Source organism: Geotalea uraniireducens, from assembly GCF_027943965.1.
In the GTDB taxonomy this organism is placed as follows: domain Bacteria; phylum Desulfobacterota; class Desulfuromonadia; order Geobacterales; family Geobacteraceae; genus Geobacter; species Geobacter uraniireducens.
Genome location: NZ_AP027151.1, coordinates 1,505,272 through 1,526,538, shown reverse-complemented (window position 1 = coordinate 1,526,538; position 21,267 = coordinate 1,505,272). Strand labels below are relative to the sequence as shown.

Sequence of the window (21,267 nt, the reverse complement as noted above, 5' to 3'; positions counted from 1 at the left end):
AATCCAGGAATGTCATCCAATTGTAGCAGATAATTGTTGCTACGGGCTTCCCTTGGCCGGCCAGGGCTGCTACACTCGACCAGTGAAAGGAACTGACAATGAAGATGCAAGTTGTCGTGATGATGCTGTTATTCGTTGCCACCTCGGCCGGCGCCGCCGGGATAACCATCGGTCGGTTCAGTGCCGGTGACTTGACGGGCTGGGAAGAGCAGACCTTCAGAGGCAAGCAGAAGACCGCCTATGCGCTCGTACCGGACGGGAATCGCTCCGTCGTCAGGGCAACCAGCGTCCGGGCGGCATCGGGCCTGCTGAAAAAGGTCGACATCGAAGCGAAGGAGGTACCGATTCTCCGCTGGTCATGGAAAGTCGGCGCCATCATCAGGAACGGCAATGCCCGGACCAAGGCGGGCGACGACTACCCGGCCCGGATATACGTGGTGTTTCCCCGGACATTTTTCTGGCGAACCAAGGCGATCAGTTATATCTGGGCCAACCATCTGCCCAAGGGGAGCTCCACTCCCAACGCGTATACCGCTAACGTGATGATGGTGGCGGTAGAGAGCGGCAGCGCCCTGGTGGGAAAATGGGTGACCGAGCAGCGAAACGTTTACGAGGACTACGTCAGACTGTTCGGCGAAGAACCGCCGAAAGTGGGGGCGGTAGCAATAATGACCGATACCGACAACACCGGCAGCGAGGCAACCGCCTGGTACGGCGATATCTTCTTCGATCCCCGCTGACATGGAACAAAAAAGGGGCGCCGCTCCTGCGACCCCCCTTTCCCGTTGTCCGACGCCAAGGATGCGGCCGGCCGCCGGCCGGCTAACCAAGAATCTTGGCAACCCGCGACCGCTCTTTTTCCAGGCGCGCCTTCCCTTCTTCGAACGCCTTGAGAATATCCTTCTTCACGTCCGTGGAAATTTCCTTCCCCTTTTCCAGGATCGCTTCGGTTTTGCCACCCATCGCCTCGACGAGGTCGGAAACCTTGTCGGAAAAATCTTCCACCAGTTCCTCCGCATCGTTTCGGGCCCGGCGCAGGTGCTTGCGAAGATCTCGCCGGGTCTTCTTCCCCGACTGGGGAGCGAAGAGCAGGGCGGCGCCCGCCCCCATGATCCCACCGGCGATCAGCATCAGGGCACCCACCACTACTGTGTTGTTTTTCTCGTCTGACATGAGCATCACCCTCCTTTCTCATCATTCATTCCAATGATACCGCACTCGCCGGCAAAGAAAAGGAGCGGCAACGAGAATCAGTGTTTGGCGGTGGTTTCCTCCTTCAGCCCGGCAAGGATCGCTTTCACTTCATCCACCGTTTCCCGGGCCTGGGGAGACGTTTCGTATTTCAGGTAAAGTTCCAGGTACTTGATGGCGTCGGCAACCCGCTCGTCATCCATGTAGAGGCTACCAAGCGTCAAATACGACATCGTGAAGGTCGGATCGAGACGGATCGCCTCCAGACACTCCTTCTCCGCCTCATCAAATTCACCGAGGTCGTAGTACAGTTCGCCCAGATTAAAGTGAGCAGCCGCATCGTCCGGGTCCAGCTCGATACCCTTGCGAAATGCGGCAATCGCCTTATCGCGCTCCCCAAGGCCATACCAGGCATCGCCGAGGCCGTTATAGGCAAAGACGTTCTCCGGGTCGATCTCAATCGCCCTTTCAAACGACTTGATGGCATCGTCGGCCCGTTCCATGTTGTTATAAACAAGGCCGATACTGACATAGCCGTCCGAACTGCGCGGATCGATCTCCACCACCTTCGCGTAGAGCTTCAGGGCTTCCTTGTGTTTGCCGCGTTCGAAACAGATATCGCCGAGCGCCATCAGGGCGTCCAGATCTTCGGGAGCGCGCTCGAGTCCCTGCTGATAGCTCCGTTCGGCATCCACCAGCTTGCCCTGCTCGACGAACGCCTCGCCACGGTAGAAATATCCTTCCGGATTGTCCGGCTCAAGTTCGACACAGCGACCGAACTGCTCGGCAGCCGCCGCAAAGTCGCCGGCTTCGGCAAGTCCCATCCCCTTCATCAGCAGTTCCTTGAAATGCTCTGCCATACCACCTCCTCTTTGTCGCTTTTTTGCCAAAAACTATAGCAGAAAGAGCTTGCTCCCGCCAGCATAACAGGCTGGCTGCGGAAAAAATAGACAATCACCCTTTCCTTTGACCGGTTGATACACTATAATGAGTGAAATTTCCCTGGGGCACCGTCACGCATGGTTGAAGAACATCTGGAAACCACCGGTTTGAGAATCCTGGAGGATATCAGCGATCTCATCCTCCATTCCCATGACCTTAACGAGACCCTCGACAACATAGTTCATCTGGTCTCCCGGCGGATCGGCACCGACGTCTGTTCCATCTACCTGCTCGAAGACGATGGTAAAACCTTGCGGCTGGCCGCCACCAAAGGGTTGCTGAAGAGCTCGGTCGGCCGGATCACCATGAAGATCTCTGAAGGGCTTGCCGGGATGGTCATCGAGCAGAAGGGGATCGTTTCCACCGACAACGCCCCGCTTCATCCCCGCTACAAATATTTCCCCGAGACCCGCGAAGAACGGTTTCACTCTTTCCTCGGCATGCCGCTGATGCAGCGCGATGACCCGATCGGGGTGATCGTCATCCAGACGAGGGAGCCGCGGATGTTTCGTCATGACGAGGTCAGCACCCTCTCCACCATCGCCTATCAGATCTCGAGCATTGTCATCAATGCCAAGCTGCTCGATTCGGTGCGTCAGAAAGAGGAAGAACGCGCCAACCTGGAACGGGAGCTCGAAAAGCTCAAATCGCTCGGCGCCCCTGCCGAAGAGACCGCCGACCGTCCCTCACGCCGCAAGGGAAAACGCTCACTGATGCTGATGGGGATAGCCGTTTCCCCCGGTTTCTCTATCGGCAAGCCAATTATTGTCAATCGCCGGTCGCCGGACGACCGGATCGAAATGACCAAAGTGATGCCGCGCCACGAAGAGCGGAACCGGTTCCTGATCGCCCTGGAAAAAGCAAAGATCGAGACCCTCTGCATGGAAAAACGGGTAGCGGAAATTCTCTCTAAGGAAGACGCCGCCATTTTCCACACCCACCTGATGATCTTGGAAGATCGCGGCTTCACCGGCCGGGTCCTCGACCTGATCGACCAGGATTACGGCGCGGTGCGCGCCACCAACGAAACGGTTGCCCACTACGTGGAAGCCTTCGCCCGAATGGAAGACCCCTACCTTCGCCAGCGCTCCGCCGATATGGAAGATATCCGCCGCCGGCTCATCGATTGCCTTGACGGGGCAAAGCTGAACCAGCGAAAGCTGCGGGAGAAGAGGATCATCGTCGCCCGGGAGATCCTCCCCTCCGACATGGCTACCCTCGAACACGACAAGATTCTCGCCATCATCACCGAAAAGGGGGACGTCAACTCCCACGGCGCCATCATGGCCAAGTCGCTCGGCATTCCAGCCATCGTCGGCGTCAACGGCCTATTCCAGAACATCGGCATGAAGGACGAAGTGATTGTCGATGGCAATTCGGGGCACGTGCTGATCAATCCGACGGCCAAGGTAAAGGGGGAATACGAACGGCTGGAGGCGGATTTCAGCATCAAGCAGCGGGAACTGGAGGAACTGCGCGATCTGCCGGCGGTCACCCATGATGGCCACAAGGTGATTCTGCGGGCCAACATCGGGCTGTTGAGCGACATCCGCATCGCCCATGCCAACGGCGCGGACGGGGTTGGCCTCTACCGGTCCGAGTTCCCATACATGGCCAGGGCCTGTTTCCCAACGCGCGAAGAACTCTTCTCCCTCTACCGGAAGGTCCTCGAAGGTTTTGCCCCCCAATCGGTGACCATCAGGACCCTCGACATCGGCGGCGATAAGACGCTCCCCTATTTCACCACTCCCAAAGAAGACAACCCGTTCATGGGCTGGCGTTCCATCCGGGTATCGCTCGAACGGGAAGATATCTTCCGGGTCCAGCTGGCGGGCGTGCTGCTGGCCTCCCCCTACGGGAAGATGCGATTGATGTTCCCGATGGTTTCGAGCATCGGCGAAATCTGGCAGATCAAGAACATTCTCGGCGAAGTCCGGGAAGAACTGATCCGCGAGGGGCAACCGGTCGCCGACGACATCCAGTTCGGTATCATGGTGGAACTGCCCGCCGCCGTGCAGACCGCCCACATCCTGATCAAGGAGGTGGATTTCTTCAGTATCGGCACCAACGACCTGATCCAGTACACGATGGCCGCCGATCGCAATAATCCCAAGGTCCGCAAGTATTACGACCCCTACCAGCCGGCGGTCATCCACTCGATCAAGCGGGTGGCTGACGTTGCCCATGCGGCAGGGAAACCGGTCTGCATCTGCGGCGAGATGGCCGCGGAGCCAATCAACGCCATCCTCCTCTTCGGCATGGGCATCGATGAATTCAGTCTGGCCGCACCTTCCATTCCCGCAGTCAAACGGGCGTTCCGCCTGGTCGACTCCGCGACCGCGCAAGAAATCGCCCGCCAGGTCGTCGCCCTGGAGAGTGCCGGGGCAATTCGTGCCCTGCTCGAAGAGGCCGCCGCCCGGCTGAACCTCTGACCGCCACCGCCGATCAGTCGACCTCGGCATGGGCCTCGGGATCGAGCGGATTCATCCTGACCGCCAGCGAAAAGAGATACGGGTAGTCGGCTTTCAGATGGGTCATGTAGATCACCCACTCGCGCAACAGGTGGCCGAAAGCCCGCCGCATGTCGCCGGCCAGGTGATCGAGGTCGGGCTGGCTCAGCTCGGCGAGATTCGTGCGCGCCATCAGCTCATCCACCAGGTGGAACACCGCCCAGAGCAGGTCGGTGAACTCATCGTGCTCCAGCAGGTTGGGGTTCTCCAGCAACCGCAACATGAACTCGCGCTTCCCCACCAGGAAATGGCGCAGATAGGCCAAATCCCCCATTCGGCTGTCCAGCTGCAGTTCGAAGGCCGCAAGAAACGCCGAGAGCTCCCGGAAATCGTTAGCGGTCCACTGCGGCCGGACCTGGAGCCGCCGTTCCAGCTCCGCCGGCGCCGGCAGAAAATCGGTCAGGTTCCGGAGCAGCTCGGTCCCCACCTCGCTGAAAAACACGCCGATAACCATGTTCAGCTTCCGCCGGAGAGAGATTCGCTCCCGCTCCTTGAGCACCCGTTCGATCATCAGGGTGACGAATAGCACATAGAGCGGCAGGAAGGCGAAGTTGCCGAGGAAGCCGGAAGCGATCTCCCTGCCGCCACCGAGGGCAAGGTAGTCGATGCCGTAGAGCACCAGGGAGACGATGAGCAGCATGAAGCCCAGGGTGCGCGTCGCGAGATAACGGTTCACAGAAGTCCTTTCGATTGCCGGAAGAGATCCGGGCGCCAACTAGCTTGCCCGGAGCGAATCCACGATGCTCATCCGCGCCGCCCGAACCGCCGGCAGCAGCCCGCCGACAAACCCCATCACCAGGGAGAAAAGCAGCGACTTGCCGATGATCCCCGGGGTAAGGGTGAAGGAAAAGGCCAGTTCGGAAAAGGTTTGCCAGTTCATGGTCGAGATGGTGATCAGCTGCATGAACGAGGCGCAGAAAATCCCCACCAGGCCGCCGAGCAGGCCGAGGAACAGCGATTCGAGCATAAAGGCACTGAGAATGCTCCCCTTGTGAAAACCGAGCGCCCGCAGGGTACCGATCTCAGTGGTCCGGTTGGCCACCGCGGCGTACATGGTGATCATCGCACCGATCACCGCCCCGAAGGAAAAGATGACCGTCAGGGTGATCCCCATGATGCGGAGGAACTTGGCCATTGCCTCCGACTGATCGGCATAGAAGCGGATCTCCCGCTTCGCTTCGAGGGTCAGCCGCGGATCGTTTTCGATCCGCTTCTTCACTGCGGCAAAGTCCGCCGGATCGCGCAGCTTGAAGACGATCGACGAGTAGACCGGCCGGCGGAACGCCTGCATCAGCTGATCGACGTCCCCCCAGATCTCCGAGGAGAAGCCGGTCGTCCCGGCGTCGAAGACCCCGACCACCCGCCAGTCCCGCATCCCGAAGTGCAGGCTTTCGCCGATCCCCCCACCTTTGAAGCGCTTGGCAATGTTCTGCCCGGCGATGATCTCGGCCAGGCCGGGCCGGGGCATCCGCCCCTCCACCAGCCGGACCTGTGGACGGAGGCGGAGCGAACGGGCGCCCACCCCCCTGATCACGACGTTGGCCGGCTTGTTGGTTCCCCGTTTCGGCAGGCTGATCAGCACCACCAGCTCCTTGGCGAGGAGCGGCTCCCCCCCTTCCATGGCAATCTCCGGCTCGGTCTCCACCACCGCGGCCTGGGAGCGGTCGATGCCGCTCTGCACTTCGGTCTGGGCGGACTTGCGGATCACCACCACATTATCGTAGGAACCGGTATCGACCAGGGTCTTCTGCAGCCCCGCCGCCAGCATCAGGGTAGCGGCAAAGACGAACACCACCAGCGCCATGCCGAGAGCGGTCAAGACGGTGGTCATGCGCCGGGTCCAGAGATTGCGGAAGCTGTAGTAGTAGGGGATCCCCATCAGCCGATCCTCCGCAGCCCATCGGCAATCCGGATCGTCGCCCCGCGCCAGGTCGGGAAGATTCCGGCCACGACCCCGACCGTGGCTGCCGCCGCCAGGTCGAGATAGATGGTGAGCGGGGCAATGGAGAAAACCGGGAAGAACTGGCCGAGATTGCTTTCGATCCAGTGGGCGGCCGGATAGGTCAGGGCAATGCCGAGTATTCCGCCGAGCAGGGAGATGACCAGCGACTCGCCGAACACCACCCCGGCGATATGGACCGCCCCGAAACCGAGGGTCTTCAGGGTGGCAAATTCGGCGATCCGTTCCCGGGCTGTCATCGCCATGGTGTTGGCCGCCACCACCATGATGATGACGATTACCACATAGGAGACGATCTGGATCGCCACCATGATCGCCTCGGTCATCGAAACGAAACTCATCTGGAACGCCTTTTCCGTCTCGGTGAGGGTTTCGGCAAGGGAGTTCTTGAACAGCCGGTCCACCGCCAGCGAAACAGCCGCCGCCAGCTCCGGCTTGGTCAGGGAGATGAAGTAGATGCCGACCTGATCGGCCCGCCGCGGCACCGTCTTTTTGACCACCTCGTTCAGGTAGTCCCAGTGGAAAAACAGCTGGGTTTCGTCCGTGTTTTTCCGGGCGCCGTGGTAGATGCCGCGAATGACCATATCCCACTCGCCGGGGAAAATGGTGCCGCGGAGGGTGATCTGGTCACCGACCTTCCAGCCGAACCGCTCGGCAGTCTTCCGGCCGACGACGCAACCGCGCCGGTCGAGGATGAAGGCGCGCTCCTGGTCCGGCGGCAGCACGAACTCCGGATAGATCGCCAGGTAACTCTTCGGCTCGACGGCAAAGCTGGGGAAAAAGTTCTTTTCGTCCTTGTAGATGCCGCCGAACCAGTTGCCGTAGGAAACGTCCTTGACGCCGGGTACCTGGCGGATTCGCTCCTCGTAGGAGATGGGAAGGGAAAAGACCAGCGAGATGGCGTTACGGGTGAGCAGCCGCGAAGACGAAGACGCCTCGACGCCGGCGTACCAGAGATCGACCAAGGTCCGGAGCAGACCGAAGGCGGTAATGGCGACGGCCACCCCGACAATGGTCAGGGCGGTGCGCAGCCTGTGGCGGAAGGCATTCCGTATCAGCAGCTTAAGGATGAACATCGGTCAGGATGCCCTTTTCCAGATAGCGCATCAGGTGGGCATGCTCGGCGGCCTTCGGGTCGTGGGTGACCATGATGATCGTCTTGCCGAACTCCGCCACCAGCCGTTCCATCAGCGCCAGGATTTCGGCGGCGGAGACCCGGTCCAGGTCGCCGGTCGGCTCGTCGGCCACCAGGATGTCGGGATCGGTGGCCATGGCCCGGGCGATGGCCACCCGCTGCTGTTGTCCGCCGGAGAGCTGTGAGGGGTAATGGTCCATCCGGTCGGCCAAATTCACCAGCGACAGGGTGGTCATCACGTGCTCCTGCCGCTCGCGCCGCGACAGACCGGTCAAAAGCAGCGGCAGCTCGACGTTCTCGAAGGCGGTCAGCACCGGGATCAGGTTGTAGAACTGGAAGATGAAGCCGACGCTGGCCGCCCGCCAGCTGGCAAGGTCCTTCTCCGGCAGCCGGGTGATGTCGACCCCGCCGACCATGATACTGCCGCTGTCGGCCTTGTCGATCCCGGCAATCAGGTTGAGCAGGGTGCTCTTTCCCGAACCGGACGGCCCCATCAGGGCAAGGAATTCTCCCTGGTCGATATCGAAGGTGATATCCTCCAAAACCGGCACCACCTGGTTGCCGCGCCGGTAGGACTTGGAGACGTGTCTGAGCGCCACGATGGGCGTTGCGCGGTCGGTCATCACGGTTCCACGATCTTGATCTTGCTGCCGTCGTTCAACTTGGCAACCGGCTTGAGCGCGATCCGCTCGCCGGCCTTGAGCCCACTCTTGATTTCGACCATATCGCCGATCCTGGCGCCGACGGTCACCGGCCGTTCGCTCACCCGCTGCCCCGCGACGACGAAGGCCACCCGGCGACCGCCCCGCTCCGCCACCGCCGTCGGCGGAACCGCCGTTCGGGGCGTCTGATCCCCTGATTCGAGGGCGTGATCGAGAAACGCCACCCGGGCACTCATCTCCGGCAGGATCCGCGGATCAGGCGTGAGGAACCGCACCTTCACCATCACCGTCGCCTTGCTCCGGTCGGCGGTCGGGACGATCATGTGCACTACCCCGGGGAATTTCGCCTCCGGCAGGGCATCGAGCTGAATGACGCACGGCTGTCCCATCTTGACCTTTTCCAGATTCGACTCGGAGACGTCGGCTTCCACCTGGAGCGAACCGAGGTCGGCAATGGTGACCACCGCCGCCTTGGCGTCGGCCGCCGCGCCGATCGGCGTGACGATATCGCCGACATCGGCATCCTTGGTCAAGACGACCGCATTGAACGGCGCCCGGATGTAGGAATACTCGACGTTTACCTCGGCGCCGCGCAGGGCGGCCGCAGCGGCCCGAATCCCCGCCTGGGCGCCGTCCACCCCGCCTCTCGCCTGGAGAAAACGGGCTTCGGCACTGTCGTAGTCGGCCTTGGCAATTATTCCATCCTTGAGCAGCTGTTTCTGGCGGTTGAACGACAGCGTGGCATCGTTCAGTTCGGCCCGCGCCTGTTCAAGCTGGGCCTCGGCGCTCTTCAGGTTGGCCGCCGCCTGGGCCCGGGCAGCCACAGCATCCTGATTCTCGAGACGGGCCAGGATCTGCCCCCGGCGCACCCTGCTCCCCTCCTCGACGCCGAGCCAGTCGAGCCGGCCGGTGAGCTTGGCGGCGACCGCCGCTTTGCGCTGGGCAACGACATAGCCGCTGGCGTTGAGCAGGGTAAAGGTCTGGTAGGGGAAGACCTGCGAGACGGTGCCGGCCTCGATCTCGACCGCCGGCGTGAAGACGCCGCTTGCGGCCAGGGCAATCAGCACCAGCACGACTGCCGCGACAACCAGCCAGAATTTCTTACGCCGGCGGCCGGTGGGTCGGAAGGCGGCAGTCTTGTCGATTTTCAGCTTCCCCAGGTCATCATTGGCCATCGGCAACACTCCGGACACGAAGATCGCCGCCGGAGATACCCCGCAGCGGTTCTGCAAAAAATAGCATTAATGAGCGGTAGTGGAAAGGGGTTTATCGGCAATCGTTCGCGGAGATCGGCCAAACGGCGGCGCGGACCGCCGGCAGGCGCTTCCCGGGGGTGACGCCGGCAGGGAAAATGGAACAGGACCGTCAGGAGCTACTCGACGACTTCGATGACGCCTTCCATCCCTTCTTCCCGATGACTGGGGAAGAAGAGGAACTTCTTGTCACAGTACATCGGATAACGACCGGTTTTCGTCGGTGTAAAGCGGATCACCTGCGGCTCCCGGGACAATTCCACCTTGAAATCGATACCGGCTTCGGGGGCATGGACGTTGATGTCATGCGGTACGATCAGCGTGTCCTTAGTGACCGTCAACTCGACCGGCACATTGACCTTGACCACGATATGGCTCGGGTGGAAGTAGAAATCGCCACCGACGACCGTCACCCGCTGCACCCCGTCCTTGTCGATCATCGCCCGAAACTCGTCCTGTTCGGCTGCAGGCACCGCCACAACCGAACAGATCAGCAACAACACCGCCAGCAGCAGATTGCGTTTCATGACCGCACCTCGCTATCCCCGCAGCTTTTTCATCGTTTCCCGCATGAACGCCGGCAGGTCGGCGGGTTGGCGGGAAGTGACCAGATTGCCGTCCACCACCACCTCGCGGTCCTCGTAGACCGCCCCGGCGGCCTTCAGTTCCTCGGCCACGGAGCGATAGCAGGTAGCCCGGCGCCCCTTGAGCAACCCGGCGCTGATCAGGGTCTGGGGACCGTGACAGATCGCCGCCACCGGTTTATTGTGGGCAAAAAAGGCCCGACAGATCTCCAGGGCAACCGGCTCCTTCCGGACAGCCGCCGGCGCCTGCCCGCCCGGCAGGACGAGCAGGCGGTAATCCTCGGGCCGGACCTCGCCGAAAGACTTGTCCACTGCAACCTCATAGCCATGCTTCCCCCTGATGCTCCCCCGGTCGGCGGCAGCAACATCCACGGCAATCCCCTCCTCCATCAACCGGTAGTAGGGGATAAGCAGTTCCGAATCTTCGAAATGGTCGGCACTGATAATGAGCGCTTTCATGATTGTCTTCCCCCCGTCAGGCCAGCCGCGCCTCGGCACTGCGCCAGTCGATATTGGCGAAACAGGCCTCGATGTAGTCAGCCCGCTTTACCCCATAATCGAGCATGAAGGCATGCTCGAAAACGTCCAGGATCAGGATCGGTTGGCAGCCGGCCGGATGGCCGGCATCGTGTTCGTTGATCCAGCAGTTGAACAACCGGCCGCTCGCCACATCCTGGTAGAGAATCGCCCAGCCGATGCCGCGCATCGCTCCGGTCGCTCGGAAATCCTTCTCCCAGGCATCATGGCCGCCGAAATCGGCGATAATCTTGCCGGCCAACCGGCTGCCGGGCTCGATCGCTCCGTTCCCGCCCAGATTCCCGAAGTAGAGTTCGTGCAGGCGCATACCGTTGAATTCCCAGCCGAACCGTCTTTTGAGTTCGGCATACTCCGGCGTTCCCGTTCGTTCCTCCTGGAGCAGCTGGCCGAGGCTATCGAGCAATTTGTTGGTATTGGTTACATAACCCTGGTAGAGAGTAAAATGGTTCTTCAACAGTGCTTCACTGAACCCGCTGATCCCCACCAGTTTTGCGTAGTTTTGAGCCTCGTAGGCCATGCCGCACCCCTTCCTTGGAGCAGTAAAAACCGCATTCCGCCTGTCGTTAACGATATCACGAACGGCAGAAAGTTCAACGGTAAACAGGATTGTTTTTGTCCCGTTTGTTGATCCAAAAAATCGTTGTCAGCCAACCAGTTAGCGCTCTTCAATATCCGTCGCCACTACGTCAACGTCGGGGCGCTCCGCCACCAGCCACTCTTCGAGTCGTTCAAGTGCCTGGCGCCCGGCAAGCCGGCTCGGACTGACGGTAACAAAGCCCAGGAGCGTTTCGCCATGGCGGTCGTGCAGGTCGGCCTCGACCGCGGCTACGTTGAAGTTCTGCCGGGCACGGGCGAGGATGCTCTTGACGATGCCCCGCTTCCCCTTGAGGGAATGGCTGGGCAAATAGATATGAACGGCGAGGGAAAAGACGAACATGCCGGTGGGCCTCCGGAACAAGACCGCGGCGACCGGCAGCCATTCGACGTCGCCGGCCGGCCGCGGCTGGTCAGAACTGGGCGTGACGGGGGGTACGGGGGAACGGCACCACATCGCGGATGTTCTCCATGCCGCTCAGATACATGATCAGCCGTTCGAAGCCGAGCCCGAAGCCGGCATGGGGGGTAGAGCCCCAGCGGCGGATATCGAGGTACCACCAGAGGCTATCCGGCGGGATGCCGAGCTCGGCCATCCGCGGCGCCAAGAGGTCGAGCCGCTCCTCCCGCTGGCTGCCGCCGATGATCTCGCCGACTTTCGGCACCAGCAGGTCCATGGCGGCAACGGTGGTGCCGTCATCGTTCTGGCGCATGTAGAACGCCTTGATCTCCTTGGGATAATTGACGACGAATACCGGCCCGCCGACCGCCGTTTCGGTGAGATAGCGCTCGTGCTCGGTCTGGAGGTCGAGTCCCCACTGGACCGGAAACTCGAAGGAAACGGGCGCACGCCGCAGCCGGTCGATCGCCTCGGCATACTCCATCATGGCAAACGAACTGTCGGCCACCGCCTCAATCCGGGCGATCAGCTCCCGATCGATGTGTTCGTTGAAAAACTCCAGGTCTTCCCGACAGTGGTCGAGGACATGGCGGCAGAGAAAGCGGAGAAACTCTTCGGCCAGCGCTGCATCGGCCATCAGGTCGGCAAACGCCATCTCCGGCTCGATCATCCAGAACTCGGAGGCATGGCGGGGGGTATTGGAATTCTCGGCCCGGAAGGTGGGTCCGAAGGTGTAAATATCGGTGAACGCCTGGGCAAACAGCTCGCCTTCGAGCTGGCCGCTGACCGTCAGCCCGGCCCGCTCGCCGAAAAAATCCTGGCTGAAATCGACCGCTCCGGCCACCAGCGGCGGCGCCGCCGGATCGAGGGTCGTTACCCGGAACAGTTCGCCGGCCCCTTCGCAGTCGTTGGTGGTGATGATCGGAGTATGGACGTAGAGGAACCCCCGCTCGGCGAAAAAGCGGTGAACGGCCTGGGCGAGGGAGGAGCGGAGCCGGAAGACCGCGCCGAAGGTGTTGGAGCGTGGCCTCAGGTGGGCAATGGAACGGAGATATTCGAAGCTGTGCCGCTTCTTCTGCAGGGGATACTGCTCGTCACTGGTGCCGACCACCTCCAGCCGCTCGGCATGCACCTCGTAGCGCTGGCCGCTGGCCGGTGACTCGACCAGCCGCCCCCGGGCCACCACCGCTGCCCCGGTGGCAATGGCACAGATTTGGGGGAAATTGGCCAGTTCCGGGGCAGCCACCAGCTGTAGGCTCGCCAGACAGGAACCGTCGTTGACCGCCAGGAAGGCCACGTTCTTGCCAACCCGATTGGTCCTGACCCACCCCCTGACCTCGACATCCTCGCCCAGCCCTTCACCCGCCAATAGCTCGCAAATGCGCGTTCGTCGCTTCATCGTGTCTATCTCCCGTGCAGAATGTACGTAGTATCGGGATGCCATATCCGCCGGGCGAATACAATCCCTTTTTCACCGATTGACTTGACGGCACCGTCCGGTATAGTCTCAAACAGGTTTGCTCAGGCAACCAAGTGCAATTGTATCGCAAAGGAGATCGGCATCATGCGAAAAATCGGAACGGCAACCCTCCTTCTCGCCCTGACCCTGGCCGCCGGCGCCCAAGCCATGGAAGCGGCATCACCCCTGCAGAGCAAGATCAACGCCAAGGCGGCCCACCCGCTCAACTACCCGAAAATCGTTCTCTACTCGGTATCCTGGTGCCCACACTGCAAACAGGCGAAAGAGTACTTCACCGAGCACAACATCCCCTTCATCAACCGCGACGTTGAACTCGATCCGCAGGCGATGGAAGAACTGACCGGCAAATACCGGAGCCAGGGGGTGCCGGTCATCGTCATCGGCAACGATCAGAAGGTACTCAAAGGGTTCAGCCCGGAACTGTTCGAGAAGGCGGTCAAGAGCGTCGAAGGACAGAAGTAGGCACCCTCGCCGCGGCGAGGCAGCAAAAAAGGGAGCCGTAACGGCTCCCTTTTTTTGTGTCGGACCTTTTCGCGGTTACAGACAGGACGGTCAGTGGGCACCGCTCTTGGTAATCAGCATCACTCCGACGCAGACGAGGATGGTCCCTGTCCAGCGCATCGGCGTGACGGTCTCGCCGAGAAACCACTGGGAGAGAAAGGCAACCAGGACATAATTGAGAGCCTGCATCGGCAGGGCGACGGAAAGATCTTCCCAGGAGAGCACCGCCAGCCAAAGGAAGAAAAAGATCGCCAACATCGCCGTGCCAATGATCAGCTTGGGGGTGGTCAGTGCCTGCAGGGCAACATTCATGATCCCCCGCAGGTTCATGGCCGAAATATCGCCGAGTTCCTTCATTCCCTTGGCGAGCAGGATATCACCGACAGTACCGGCGGAAACCGCCAGGATCATGATGATCAGGGTTTTAAGCATGCTTTTTTTCCTCTCCCCGGTAATTCCGCAGCCTGATTCCCAGCGCCCCGAGCCGTTCCTTCACCCGACCGCCAGTCAGCGCCGCCAGTTCATCTTCATGCCGGTAGTCGGGCATCCGGCGGCTGATCTCGGCACAGGGAAGAATCCCCGGATGGAAGTAGATTTCCGTCACTCCGTCCCCAACGCCCGCCAGCGCCTTGAGGAGATACTCCTCAGTCATCCGCCCCGAATTGAGCAACCCCTTCACTTCCCGCGCGTAGCCGATACCGAGCCGGTCGAGCCAGGGACGGCACCGGTTGGCCAGCCGGGAGAAGATAAAGGCGTCGACCCCTTTCCCCATTGGCCGGTGACGATCGATGGCCAGGTTGGCGCGGTAGTCCTCGCGAGTCAGGCGAAAGGTGGTAATCCCGTATTTCGGCATCAGTTCACGAAGGATGTCGAACACCACCGGGTGCATATGGATATTGAGGTGGCCGTCGATATGGGACAGCGGGATCCCGGTGGCCCGGAAGCGGAGGATTTGCTCCTCGATCTCCCGCCGAAGCTGCTTGCGAAGCGACTTGAGAAAGAAATAACGCATCCCCGCCTGCACCGGATCGTCGGTGAAGTCGCCCGCCCGGTCGCAAATCGTCGGGAAACCGGCATGTTCCGCCACCGCGCGCCCCTGAACGAGGGTCAAGTGAAGCCCCACTTGCAGCCCCGGATGCTGACGGGCAAGTTCTACCGCCTCGGCAAAGGCAGCGCCGCCAATCATCAGCGAAGTACCGGTGAGGATTCCTTCCCGCCAGGCCTTGATCACTGCCCGGTTGACGCCGGGGGAGAGGCCGAAGTCGTCGGCATTGACAATCAGTTCTTTCATTGGCAGCGCTCTCTTCATGCAAAAGGGGCAATCAATCGATTGCCCCCGGTACGGCATCCGGCGGTTATCGGCAGGTCAGCAGGAAGTGCCAGCCTGCTTCCGCTTGCGCATGTATTCCAGGTACTGCTTCCCTTCCTTCAGCAGCTTCCGCCGTTCTTCGCCGTTGGTGATCATCTTGACGATGCTGCGGGCGATATACTTGGGCCGGAAGTAGAACTTGTTGTAGAACAGTTCGACCGCGTCGAAGATCTCCTTGTTGGAGAGATGGGGATAGTTGATGACGCACATCTGGTGACCGGTATTGTCGATATAGGATTCGGAGGAAATCCACCCCTCCTTGCGGCAGAGGTCCCAGAACTCGGTGCCGGGATAGGGAGAGGCCAGCGACGCCTGAATGGAGTTGAGATCCAGCTCCTTGGCGAACTCGATGGTCTCGCGAATCGTCTCCCGGGTTTCGCCGGGAAGCCCCATAATGAACGCCCCGTGGATCGACAGGCCGAGTTTCTTGCAGTTGCGGGTGAATTCAAGGGCCTGGTGCTTGGTGACCCCCTTCTTGATGTTCCGCAGGATTTGCTCGTTCCCCGACTCGTAACCGACCACCACGTGACGCAGCCCCGCCTCGCGCATGGTCTTCAGTGTTTCGTAGTCGCAGTTGGCCCGGGCGTTGATGGTCCAGGAAATACCGAGCGGCTTGATCAGCTGCGCCACTTCCCGGGCATGACGCCGATCGGCGGTAAAGGTATCGTCGTCGAAGGAGATCTCCCGGAGGCCGGGGACGTTGTCGACGATCCACTTTACTTCCTCGTAAACGTTCCGCGGGCTGCGGGTCCGCATGGCCCGGCCGGAGAACGTCTGGGGCCAGAGGCAGTAGATGCACTTGGACGGACAGCCGCGGCTGGTATAGATCGAAACGTAGGGATGGAGGAAGTGGGGGATGATGTATTCGTCGATCGGCAGATCCCGCTGGTAGATCTGGCTGGCAAACGGCAGGGCATCGAGGTCCTGGATCGGCGGCCGGTCAGCGGTGTGGACCACCTTGCCGTCGCGGAGGAAACTGATCCCGTCGACCCGTTCCCACTCGCGCCCCTCGCAGAGCTCCTTGGTCGAGTAATCGAACTCGCCGCGGCAGACAATGTCGACGGCACCTTTGGCTTGGCGCAGGGTCTCTTCGGGGAGGACGGTGACATGGGGGCCGGTCAGCACCGTGACGATGGCCGGTTTCTCCGCCTTGATCCGCCGTGCCGTTTCAATATCGATCGCCAGGGTCGGCGTGGAGGTGTACATCACCACCATGTCGAAATCCCGGGCGATGGTAAGGCAATCTTCGAGGGTGAAACGTTGTACCGGCGCGTCGACCACCCGGCTGCCGGGGATCATGCCGGCCGGGAAACAGAGCCATGTGGGATACCAGAAGGAGGTCACCTCGCGGGACGCCTGGTAGCGGGCACCGGCCCCGCCATCGAAGTCCTCGAAGGTGGGAGGATTGAGAAATAATGGTTTCATGAAAAAAACTCCTTGCGTACTGCAACTGCCGACTCTTTGCCAAATGCGGCGGGACACCGCAGGAGAGCGCTTCACGGCTAAACTGGCAGAATAAAGGGAGCGGTGGGGAATGTCAAGGTCAAAGACCCGGGAGCAGCCCGTGTCCGTTCGGCACAGGGATCGAGCCCAATGCCGGTTCGGCAAGGGGGGATATTTCATCGGGACACGGGAGACGCGGAGGCAGAACAGCACCACGCCCGGCAAACAGGCGGCAGCGTGCCCCGCCGGGAGGGGCCGCTGGCGGGCGGCGGCTAGATGGCCGCATCCATCTTGTGCAGCCAGTTGAAGGCATCGAACTGGATCGCAGCAAGTGAATCGAGGGTAATGTCAAGGCGGACAAAGAGCGGTGCCAGACCGGCAAATTCGTCCTTTTCGACCTTTTCGGCAATGGTCAGCAGATCGCCGAGCTCGCCGGTGCGATGAAGGAGCGCCTCCCGAACGTCTTCGTCGAGATTGAGGGGCGCAATCACCTCTTCCAGCTGAACCTTGAGCAGCACGTCGGCCAGGGAGAGAATGCCAGTCATGAAGGCGCGATCGGGGTAATCGTGATCGACCGCACTCTTGGGAAGACGCTCGCTCAACCGCTCCATCAGCCGGCCGCGCATTGCCGCCAGGACCAACAGCGGGTTATCGGTCCCCCCCTGGGCATTGTTGGTGAAAAGGGCCATCATTGCCCACCGCCGCAACTGCTGGTAACCGAGCACCATGATGGCGTGCCGGAGGCTGGTGATCCGCTCCTTAAGCCCAACCGCCACCGAGTTGACCAGCCGGAGCAGGTTGAAGACCAGATTCGGATTCTGCTTGAAGGTCTCCTCGATTTCGTCGATGTCCACCTCGGCCACCAGCTGGTTGAACAGCTTGACGATGGCCAGCCGGCCGACATCGATCCGGGTCCGGGTTAGAACGATCGGTTTGGCGAAGAAGTACCCTTGGAAATAGTCGAAGCCGAGGGCGGCACACTGTTCGTACTGTTCGTGGGTCTCGACCTTTTCCGCCAGCAGCTGCATCTTCCAGCGACGCAGTTTCTTCACCACGTTCGGTAACTCGGCCCAATCGACCCGGAACAGATCGACCTTGACCAGATCGACAATTTCGTAGAGCGGGGCATAGATCGGATCGTAGGAGTTGTCGTCAAGCGCCAGGGAAAATCCCTTGGCCTTCAGCTCCTTGCAGCGGCCGATCACTTTCTCGGTAACCGGGACATGCTCGAGCAGCTCGATAACGACCTTCTCCGGCGGGAGCAGTTCGAGCGCTTCGCTCATCAGCACGTCGGCATTGACATTGATGAAGCCGCGGTGTTTGCCGAGGATTTCGCGGAAACCAAAACTGGAGAGGGCATCGAAAATGACACTGGCGCTGGCATGGAGATAATCGGTAACGTTGGCGTGGAGAGTATCGGCGGAACGGAAAAGGAGTTCAAAGCCGTAGAGTGACTGATTACGGTCGAGAATCGGCTGACGGCCGAGAAAAAACTTTTCTTCTGCCATAGAGAACTCCATCCCCCCCTGCGGGGAACATCTCAGCGATATCTCGCGGCGGCTGCCCGAGCCGACCAGCAGCACACCATTGCCGCCAGAACCGGGTATACGGGAAGAATACAGCCCCGGCGAAGAAACATCAAGCGTGAACCTACTCCGCCATCCGCAGCACTTCGCGGGAGATCAATTCAAGGGGAAGAACCCGGTCGACCCCGCCCCGCTTGATCGCCTCGTTCGGCATCCCGAAGACCACGCAGCTGCTTTCGTCCTGGGCGATGGTAGACGCTCCGGCGTCCTTCAGTTCTTTCATGCCGCTGGCCCCGTCGTCGCCCATCCCGGTCATAATGACCCCGACGGCGTTCTTGCCGGCATACCGGGCCGCAGAGCGAAACAGCACGTCGACCGACGGCCGGTGCCGGGAAACCAGCGGGCCGTCCTTGATCTCCACGTAATAGCGGGCACCACTCCGTTTGAGCAGCGTATGGAGATTGCCCGGGGCAATGAGCGCCCGTCCCCGGATGACCGAATCGTTGTCCGCCGCCTCCTTGACCGTGATCCGGCAGAGGCCGTCCAGCCGCCGGGCAAAGGCCCGGGTAAATCCTTCCGGCATGTGCTGAACGATGACAATCGGCGGCGAATCGGCGGGAAACGATTCGAGGAAGACCCGCAGCGCTTCGGTCCCGCCGGTCGAGGCGCCGACCACCACAACTTTTTCCGTCGTCTGGATCATCGCCCGCGACGCCGGCTTTTCCAGGATAACATCGGCCGACAGCTTGGGAGCGATCTCCCGCGCCCGCGGGCTGATCTTGTGCAGCCGCGCCTCGTTTGCCGCCTTGACCACGTCGCAGATGCGCAGCCGGGACTCTTCGAGAAACTGCTTGGTCCCAAGCTTCGGCTTCTGAATGATCTCGACGGCCCCGTATTCAAGGGCTTTCAGTGCCGTTTCCGAACCGCTGTCGGTCAAGCTCGAGCACATGACCACCGGAATCGGGTGCTGGCTCATTATCTTCTGCAGGAACGTTATGCCGTCCATGCGCGGCATCTCCACATCGAGCGTGATGACATCGGGCACCTGGCTCTTCATCCGTTCGGCGGCAATAAACGGATCGGCAGCGGTAGCCATCACCTCGATATGGGGATCGGACGAAAGAATCTCCGCCATAGTCTGTCTGACCACCGCGGAATCGTCGACGATAAGCACCTTGATCTTCTTCATAACGTCACCCTGCAGTCACCGTCGGCAACAGCCCCTACCCCGCCCACTGCTCGTCCCGGCGGAGGCGTTTCAGCAACACTTCGCCGGTATGGGTGTAGAAAAAGAGCTTTCGCCCCCTGACACCGCCGACATCGGCAGCGGTAACCGTGAGCCCTTCGGCGGCCAGCACCTGGCGGGCGATCTCGATGTTCCGGCTGCCGATCCCCTCTTTTCCCGTTCCTGTCTTGACGATCCCGAGCATTCCCGAACCGCCGAACAGCTTCACTTCGAGCTGCTGGCGGGCGATGCCCTGTTCGGCAAAAACCTTCAGCATCCGCAGAATCGAGGTGTCGACATAGCGGAACACATCATCCTGGAGTCCTTCGGGGAGCAGTGCATGGCAGATGGCCGCGGTGCGGCTCGTCCGATCGAACATCGTTACCGACACGCAGGAACCAAGCACCGTCGTCACCAGGCTCGGCTCGACTGAAAAGTAGAATTCGCCGGGCTTCAGATAAATCACCGGCAGTTCCGTAACCAGCGGATTCATCGGCCGTACCGGTAAACCGTCGAAGCGACCTGCACCACCGGCACGTCGAGACCGCTGAGTGTTTCTGAGTGGCCCATAAACAGGTAACCGCCGGGGACGAGATTGCGGCAGAACTTATTGAGCAGTTGTTCCTGGGTCTGCTTGTCGAAGTAGATGATGACATTCCGGCAAAAGATGATATCGAACGGCTCATGGATACCGAAGTCGCTATCCATGAAATTGAGCCGGCGGAACGTGACAAGACGGCGCAACTCCGGCACGACCCGCACCAATCCCTGGTTCCGCTCCCGGCTCCGCAACAGATATTTCTTCCGCAGCGCCAGCGGAACTGGTTCGATTCGCTCCTCGTCGTAGATCGCCAGCCGGGCTTTCTCCAGCACTTCGGTACAGATGTCGGTCGCAAGAATGCCGAAGGAAAAACCGGGGTTGACCTCGGCATACTCGGAGAGGACCATCGTCAGGGTATAGGGTTCCTCGCCGCTGGAACAGCCGGCGCTCCAAATCCTGAGGCGGCGCTGGCCGGCAGACCGTTCACGTTCGAGCAAGGCCGGCAGGGCCTGCCCGACCAGAAAATCGAAATGTCCCGGCTCGCGAAAGAAATCGGTCTTGTTGGTCGTCACGACGTCGATCATATGGACCAACTCGCTTTCGACCCCTTCACGACTGAAAAGGAACTCAGCGTACTCGCGAAACGAGCGAAGACCGAGCTTGCGCAGCCGCTTCTGCAGCCGGGCCTCGAGCATGGTCTTCTTGGCGGGGGGCATCTTGATGCCGCACTGACCGTAGATGAATTCGCTGAACTGGCCGAATTCCCGGTCCGACATCGTCGCGGTGGTAAATTTCACTTCCGGAGAAGTGGCAGTAGACGTAGAAGTAGAACCGAACATCAACTCCTGCCTTGGTTATCGTCGGAACCGAACGCCGGTGCACCGGACAGGCTACGCCGCCTCATTGGCGGCCAAGCCGTCGGCCGAGGCCAGTTCGTCGCTGGTGAACGTCTTGTCGATGTCGAGGATCATAATGAATTGTTCCCCGTACTTACCCATACCGAGGATGAAGTCGGTATTCAGCTTGGTGCCGATCCGCGGCGCCGGCTCGATCTGCTCCGGCTCAAGTTCAAACACCTCCTGCACCGAGTCGGCCAGGGCGCCGAGAATGAGCGTTTCCTCTTCGTGGAGCACTTCGACGACGATAATGCAGGTATTGATGGTCTGCTCGGTTTCCGACATGCCGAACTTCAGCCGCAGATCCACCACCGGCACCACGCTGCCGCGCAGATTGATCACCCCGCGCATGAACCCGGGGGTCTGGGGGACCTTGGTAATCGACGTATATTCAAGTATTTCCCGCACCTTCGCCACATCGACCGCAAATACTTCGTCGGCAAGTTTAAAGGTAAGATACTGGCGAACCTCGGTTATTGACGCTACGCTCATGGCCACCTCCTGAAAGTCTGGCTGTC

At 60.7% G+C, this 21,267-nt stretch carries 23 protein-coding genes; 3 read left to right on the top strand and 20 right to left on the bottom strand.

Annotated elements, in window-relative coordinates:
• Positions 1-98: 98 nt before the first annotated feature.
• Entirely contained in the window at positions 99-740 is a 642-nt protein-coding gene (locus tag QMN23_RS07165; RefSeq protein WP_282002969.1) for a DUF3047 domain-containing protein, read from the top strand.
• 82 nt (positions 741-822) lie between these two features.
• Here QMN23_RS07165 and QMN23_RS07160 read toward each other — a convergent pair whose 3' ends face one another.
• Both QMN23_RS07160 and QMN23_RS07155 read right to left on the bottom strand, forming a co-directional pair.
• The gene (locus tag QMN23_RS07160; RefSeq protein WP_282002967.1) at positions 823-1,173 is read right to left on the bottom strand and encodes a YtxH domain-containing protein; all 351 of its coding nucleotides are present in this window, start codon (positions 1,171-1,173) and stop codon (positions 823-825) included.
• Positions 1,174-1,250: 77 nt separating this feature from the next.
• Complete coding sequence (locus QMN23_RS07155) at positions 1,251-2,051, bottom strand: tetratricopeptide repeat protein (protein WP_282002965.1); 801 nt, start codon at positions 2,049-2,051, stop codon at positions 1,251-1,253.
• 159 nt (positions 2,052-2,210) lie between these two features.
• Here QMN23_RS07155 and ptsP point away from each other — a divergent pair, with 159 nt between their 5' ends.
• Positions 2,211-4,565, top strand: coding sequence for a phosphoenolpyruvate--protein phosphotransferase (ptsP, locus tag QMN23_RS07150; protein ID WP_282002963.1), 2,355 nt, complete (start codon positions 2,211-2,213; stop codon positions 4,563-4,565).
• A gap of 13 nt (positions 4,566-4,578) precedes the next feature.
• Here the strand turns inward: ptsP and QMN23_RS07145 are convergent, their stop codons facing one another.
• The 10 genes from QMN23_RS07145 to asnS all read right to left on the bottom strand — a co-directional run bounded on the left by QMN23_RS07145 (position 4,579) and on the right by asnS (position 13,167).
• Positions 4,579-5,319, bottom strand: coding sequence for a hypothetical protein (locus QMN23_RS07145; RefSeq protein ID WP_282002961.1), 741 nt, complete (start codon positions 5,317-5,319; stop codon positions 4,579-4,581).
• A 39-nt stretch (positions 5,320-5,358) separates the two neighbouring features.
• Positions 5,359-6,522 (bottom strand): ABC transporter permease, encoded by a 1,164-nt coding sequence (locus tag QMN23_RS07140; protein WP_282002959.1) that lies wholly within the window; start codon positions 6,520-6,522, stop codon positions 5,359-5,361.
• On the bottom strand, positions 6,522-7,679 hold the full coding sequence (locus QMN23_RS07135; RefSeq protein ID WP_282002957.1) for an ABC transporter permease: 1,158 nt from the start codon (positions 7,677-7,679) through the stop codon (positions 6,522-6,524). Before QMN23_RS07135 ends, QMN23_RS07140 begins: the two co-directional genes overlap by 1 nt.
• Positions 7,666-8,361 carry an ABC transporter ATP-binding protein gene (locus QMN23_RS07130; RefSeq protein WP_282002955.1) on the bottom strand — a complete coding sequence of 232 codons (696 nt, stop codon included), beginning with the start codon at positions 8,359-8,361 and terminating at the stop codon, positions 7,666-7,668. The genes QMN23_RS07135 and QMN23_RS07130 overlap by 14 nt, the downstream gene beginning before the upstream one ends.
• Positions 8,361-9,575 carry an efflux RND transporter periplasmic adaptor subunit gene (locus QMN23_RS07125; protein WP_282002954.1) on the bottom strand — a complete coding sequence of 405 codons (1,215 nt, stop codon included), beginning with the start codon at positions 9,573-9,575 and terminating at the stop codon, positions 8,361-8,363. The genes QMN23_RS07130 and QMN23_RS07125 overlap by 1 nt, the downstream gene beginning before the upstream one ends.
• A 197-nt stretch (positions 9,576-9,772) precedes the next feature.
• A complete protein-coding gene (locus QMN23_RS07120) occupies positions 9,773-10,180 on the bottom strand; it encodes a quinol oxidase (protein WP_282002953.1) in 408 nt (135 codons plus the stop codon).
• Positions 10,181-10,192: 12 nt separating this feature from the next.
• Positions 10,193-10,696, bottom strand: a complete 504-nt coding sequence (locus tag QMN23_RS07115) for a type 1 glutamine amidotransferase domain-containing protein (protein WP_282002951.1) — start codon at positions 10,694-10,696, stop codon at positions 10,193-10,195.
• Between the two features lie 16 nt (positions 10,697-10,712).
• Positions 10,713-11,291 carry a superoxide dismutase gene (locus QMN23_RS07110; protein WP_282002949.1) on the bottom strand — a complete coding sequence of 193 codons (579 nt, stop codon included), beginning with the start codon at positions 11,289-11,291 and terminating at the stop codon, positions 10,713-10,715.
• A 138-nt stretch (positions 11,292-11,429) separates the two neighbouring features.
• Entirely contained in the window at positions 11,430-11,711 is a 282-nt protein-coding gene (locus QMN23_RS07105; protein WP_282002948.1) for a DUF503 domain-containing protein, read from the bottom strand.
• A 70-nt stretch (positions 11,712-11,781) separates the two neighbouring features.
• Entirely contained in the window at positions 11,782-13,167 is a 1,386-nt protein-coding gene (gene asnS, locus QMN23_RS07100) for an asparagine--tRNA ligase (RefSeq protein WP_282002947.1), read from the bottom strand.
• Positions 13,168-13,332: 165 nt separating this feature from the next.
• Here asnS and QMN23_RS07095 point away from each other — a divergent pair, with 165 nt between their 5' ends.
• Complete coding sequence (locus QMN23_RS07095; RefSeq protein ID WP_282002946.1) at positions 13,333-13,710, top strand: glutaredoxin domain-containing protein; 378 nt, start codon at positions 13,333-13,335, stop codon at positions 13,708-13,710.
• A gap of 90 nt (positions 13,711-13,800) precedes the next feature.
• On the opposite strand, the gene QMN23_RS07090 is transcribed toward QMN23_RS07095, so the two are convergent.
• The 8 genes from QMN23_RS07090 to QMN23_RS07055 form a co-directional block, all read right to left on the bottom strand.
• On the bottom strand, positions 13,801-14,181 hold the full coding sequence (locus QMN23_RS07090) for an EamA family transporter (protein ID WP_282002944.1): 381 nt from the start codon (positions 14,179-14,181) through the stop codon (positions 13,801-13,803).
• On the bottom strand, positions 14,174-15,040 hold the full coding sequence (gene hpnK, locus QMN23_RS07085; protein WP_282002942.1) for a hopanoid biosynthesis-associated protein HpnK: 867 nt from the start codon (positions 15,038-15,040) through the stop codon (positions 14,174-14,176). The genes QMN23_RS07090 and hpnK overlap by 8 nt, the downstream gene beginning before the upstream one ends.
• Before the next feature lie 75 nt (positions 15,041-15,115).
• A complete protein-coding gene (gene hpnJ / locus QMN23_RS07080) occupies positions 15,116-16,543 on the bottom strand; it encodes a hopanoid biosynthesis associated radical SAM protein HpnJ (protein ID WP_282002940.1) in 1,428 nt (475 codons plus the stop codon).
• Between the two features lie 290 nt (positions 16,544-16,833).
• Entirely contained in the window at positions 16,834-18,069 is a 1,236-nt protein-coding gene (locus QMN23_RS07075) for an EAL and HDOD domain-containing protein (RefSeq protein ID WP_282002938.1), read from the bottom strand.
• Positions 18,070-18,211: 142 nt separating this feature from the next.
• Positions 18,212-19,276: a protein-glutamate methylesterase/protein-glutamine glutaminase gene (locus QMN23_RS07070; protein ID WP_282002936.1), complete on the bottom strand. Its 1,065-nt coding sequence runs from the start codon at positions 19,274-19,276 to the stop codon at positions 18,212-18,214.
• Between the two features lie 34 nt (positions 19,277-19,310).
• Entirely contained in the window at positions 19,311-19,805 is a 495-nt protein-coding gene (locus QMN23_RS07065; RefSeq protein ID WP_282002934.1) for a chemotaxis protein CheD, read from the bottom strand.
• Positions 19,802-20,692 carry a CheR family methyltransferase gene (locus QMN23_RS07060; protein WP_282002932.1) on the bottom strand — a complete coding sequence of 297 codons (891 nt, stop codon included), beginning with the start codon at positions 20,690-20,692 and terminating at the stop codon, positions 19,802-19,804. The genes QMN23_RS07065 and QMN23_RS07060 overlap by 4 nt, the downstream gene beginning before the upstream one ends.
• A gap of 51 nt (positions 20,693-20,743) precedes the next feature.
• Positions 20,744-21,241 (bottom strand): chemotaxis protein CheW, encoded by a 498-nt coding sequence (locus QMN23_RS07055; RefSeq protein WP_282002930.1) that lies wholly within the window; start codon positions 21,239-21,241, stop codon positions 20,744-20,746.
• Positions 21,242-21,267: the final 26 nt, after the last annotated feature.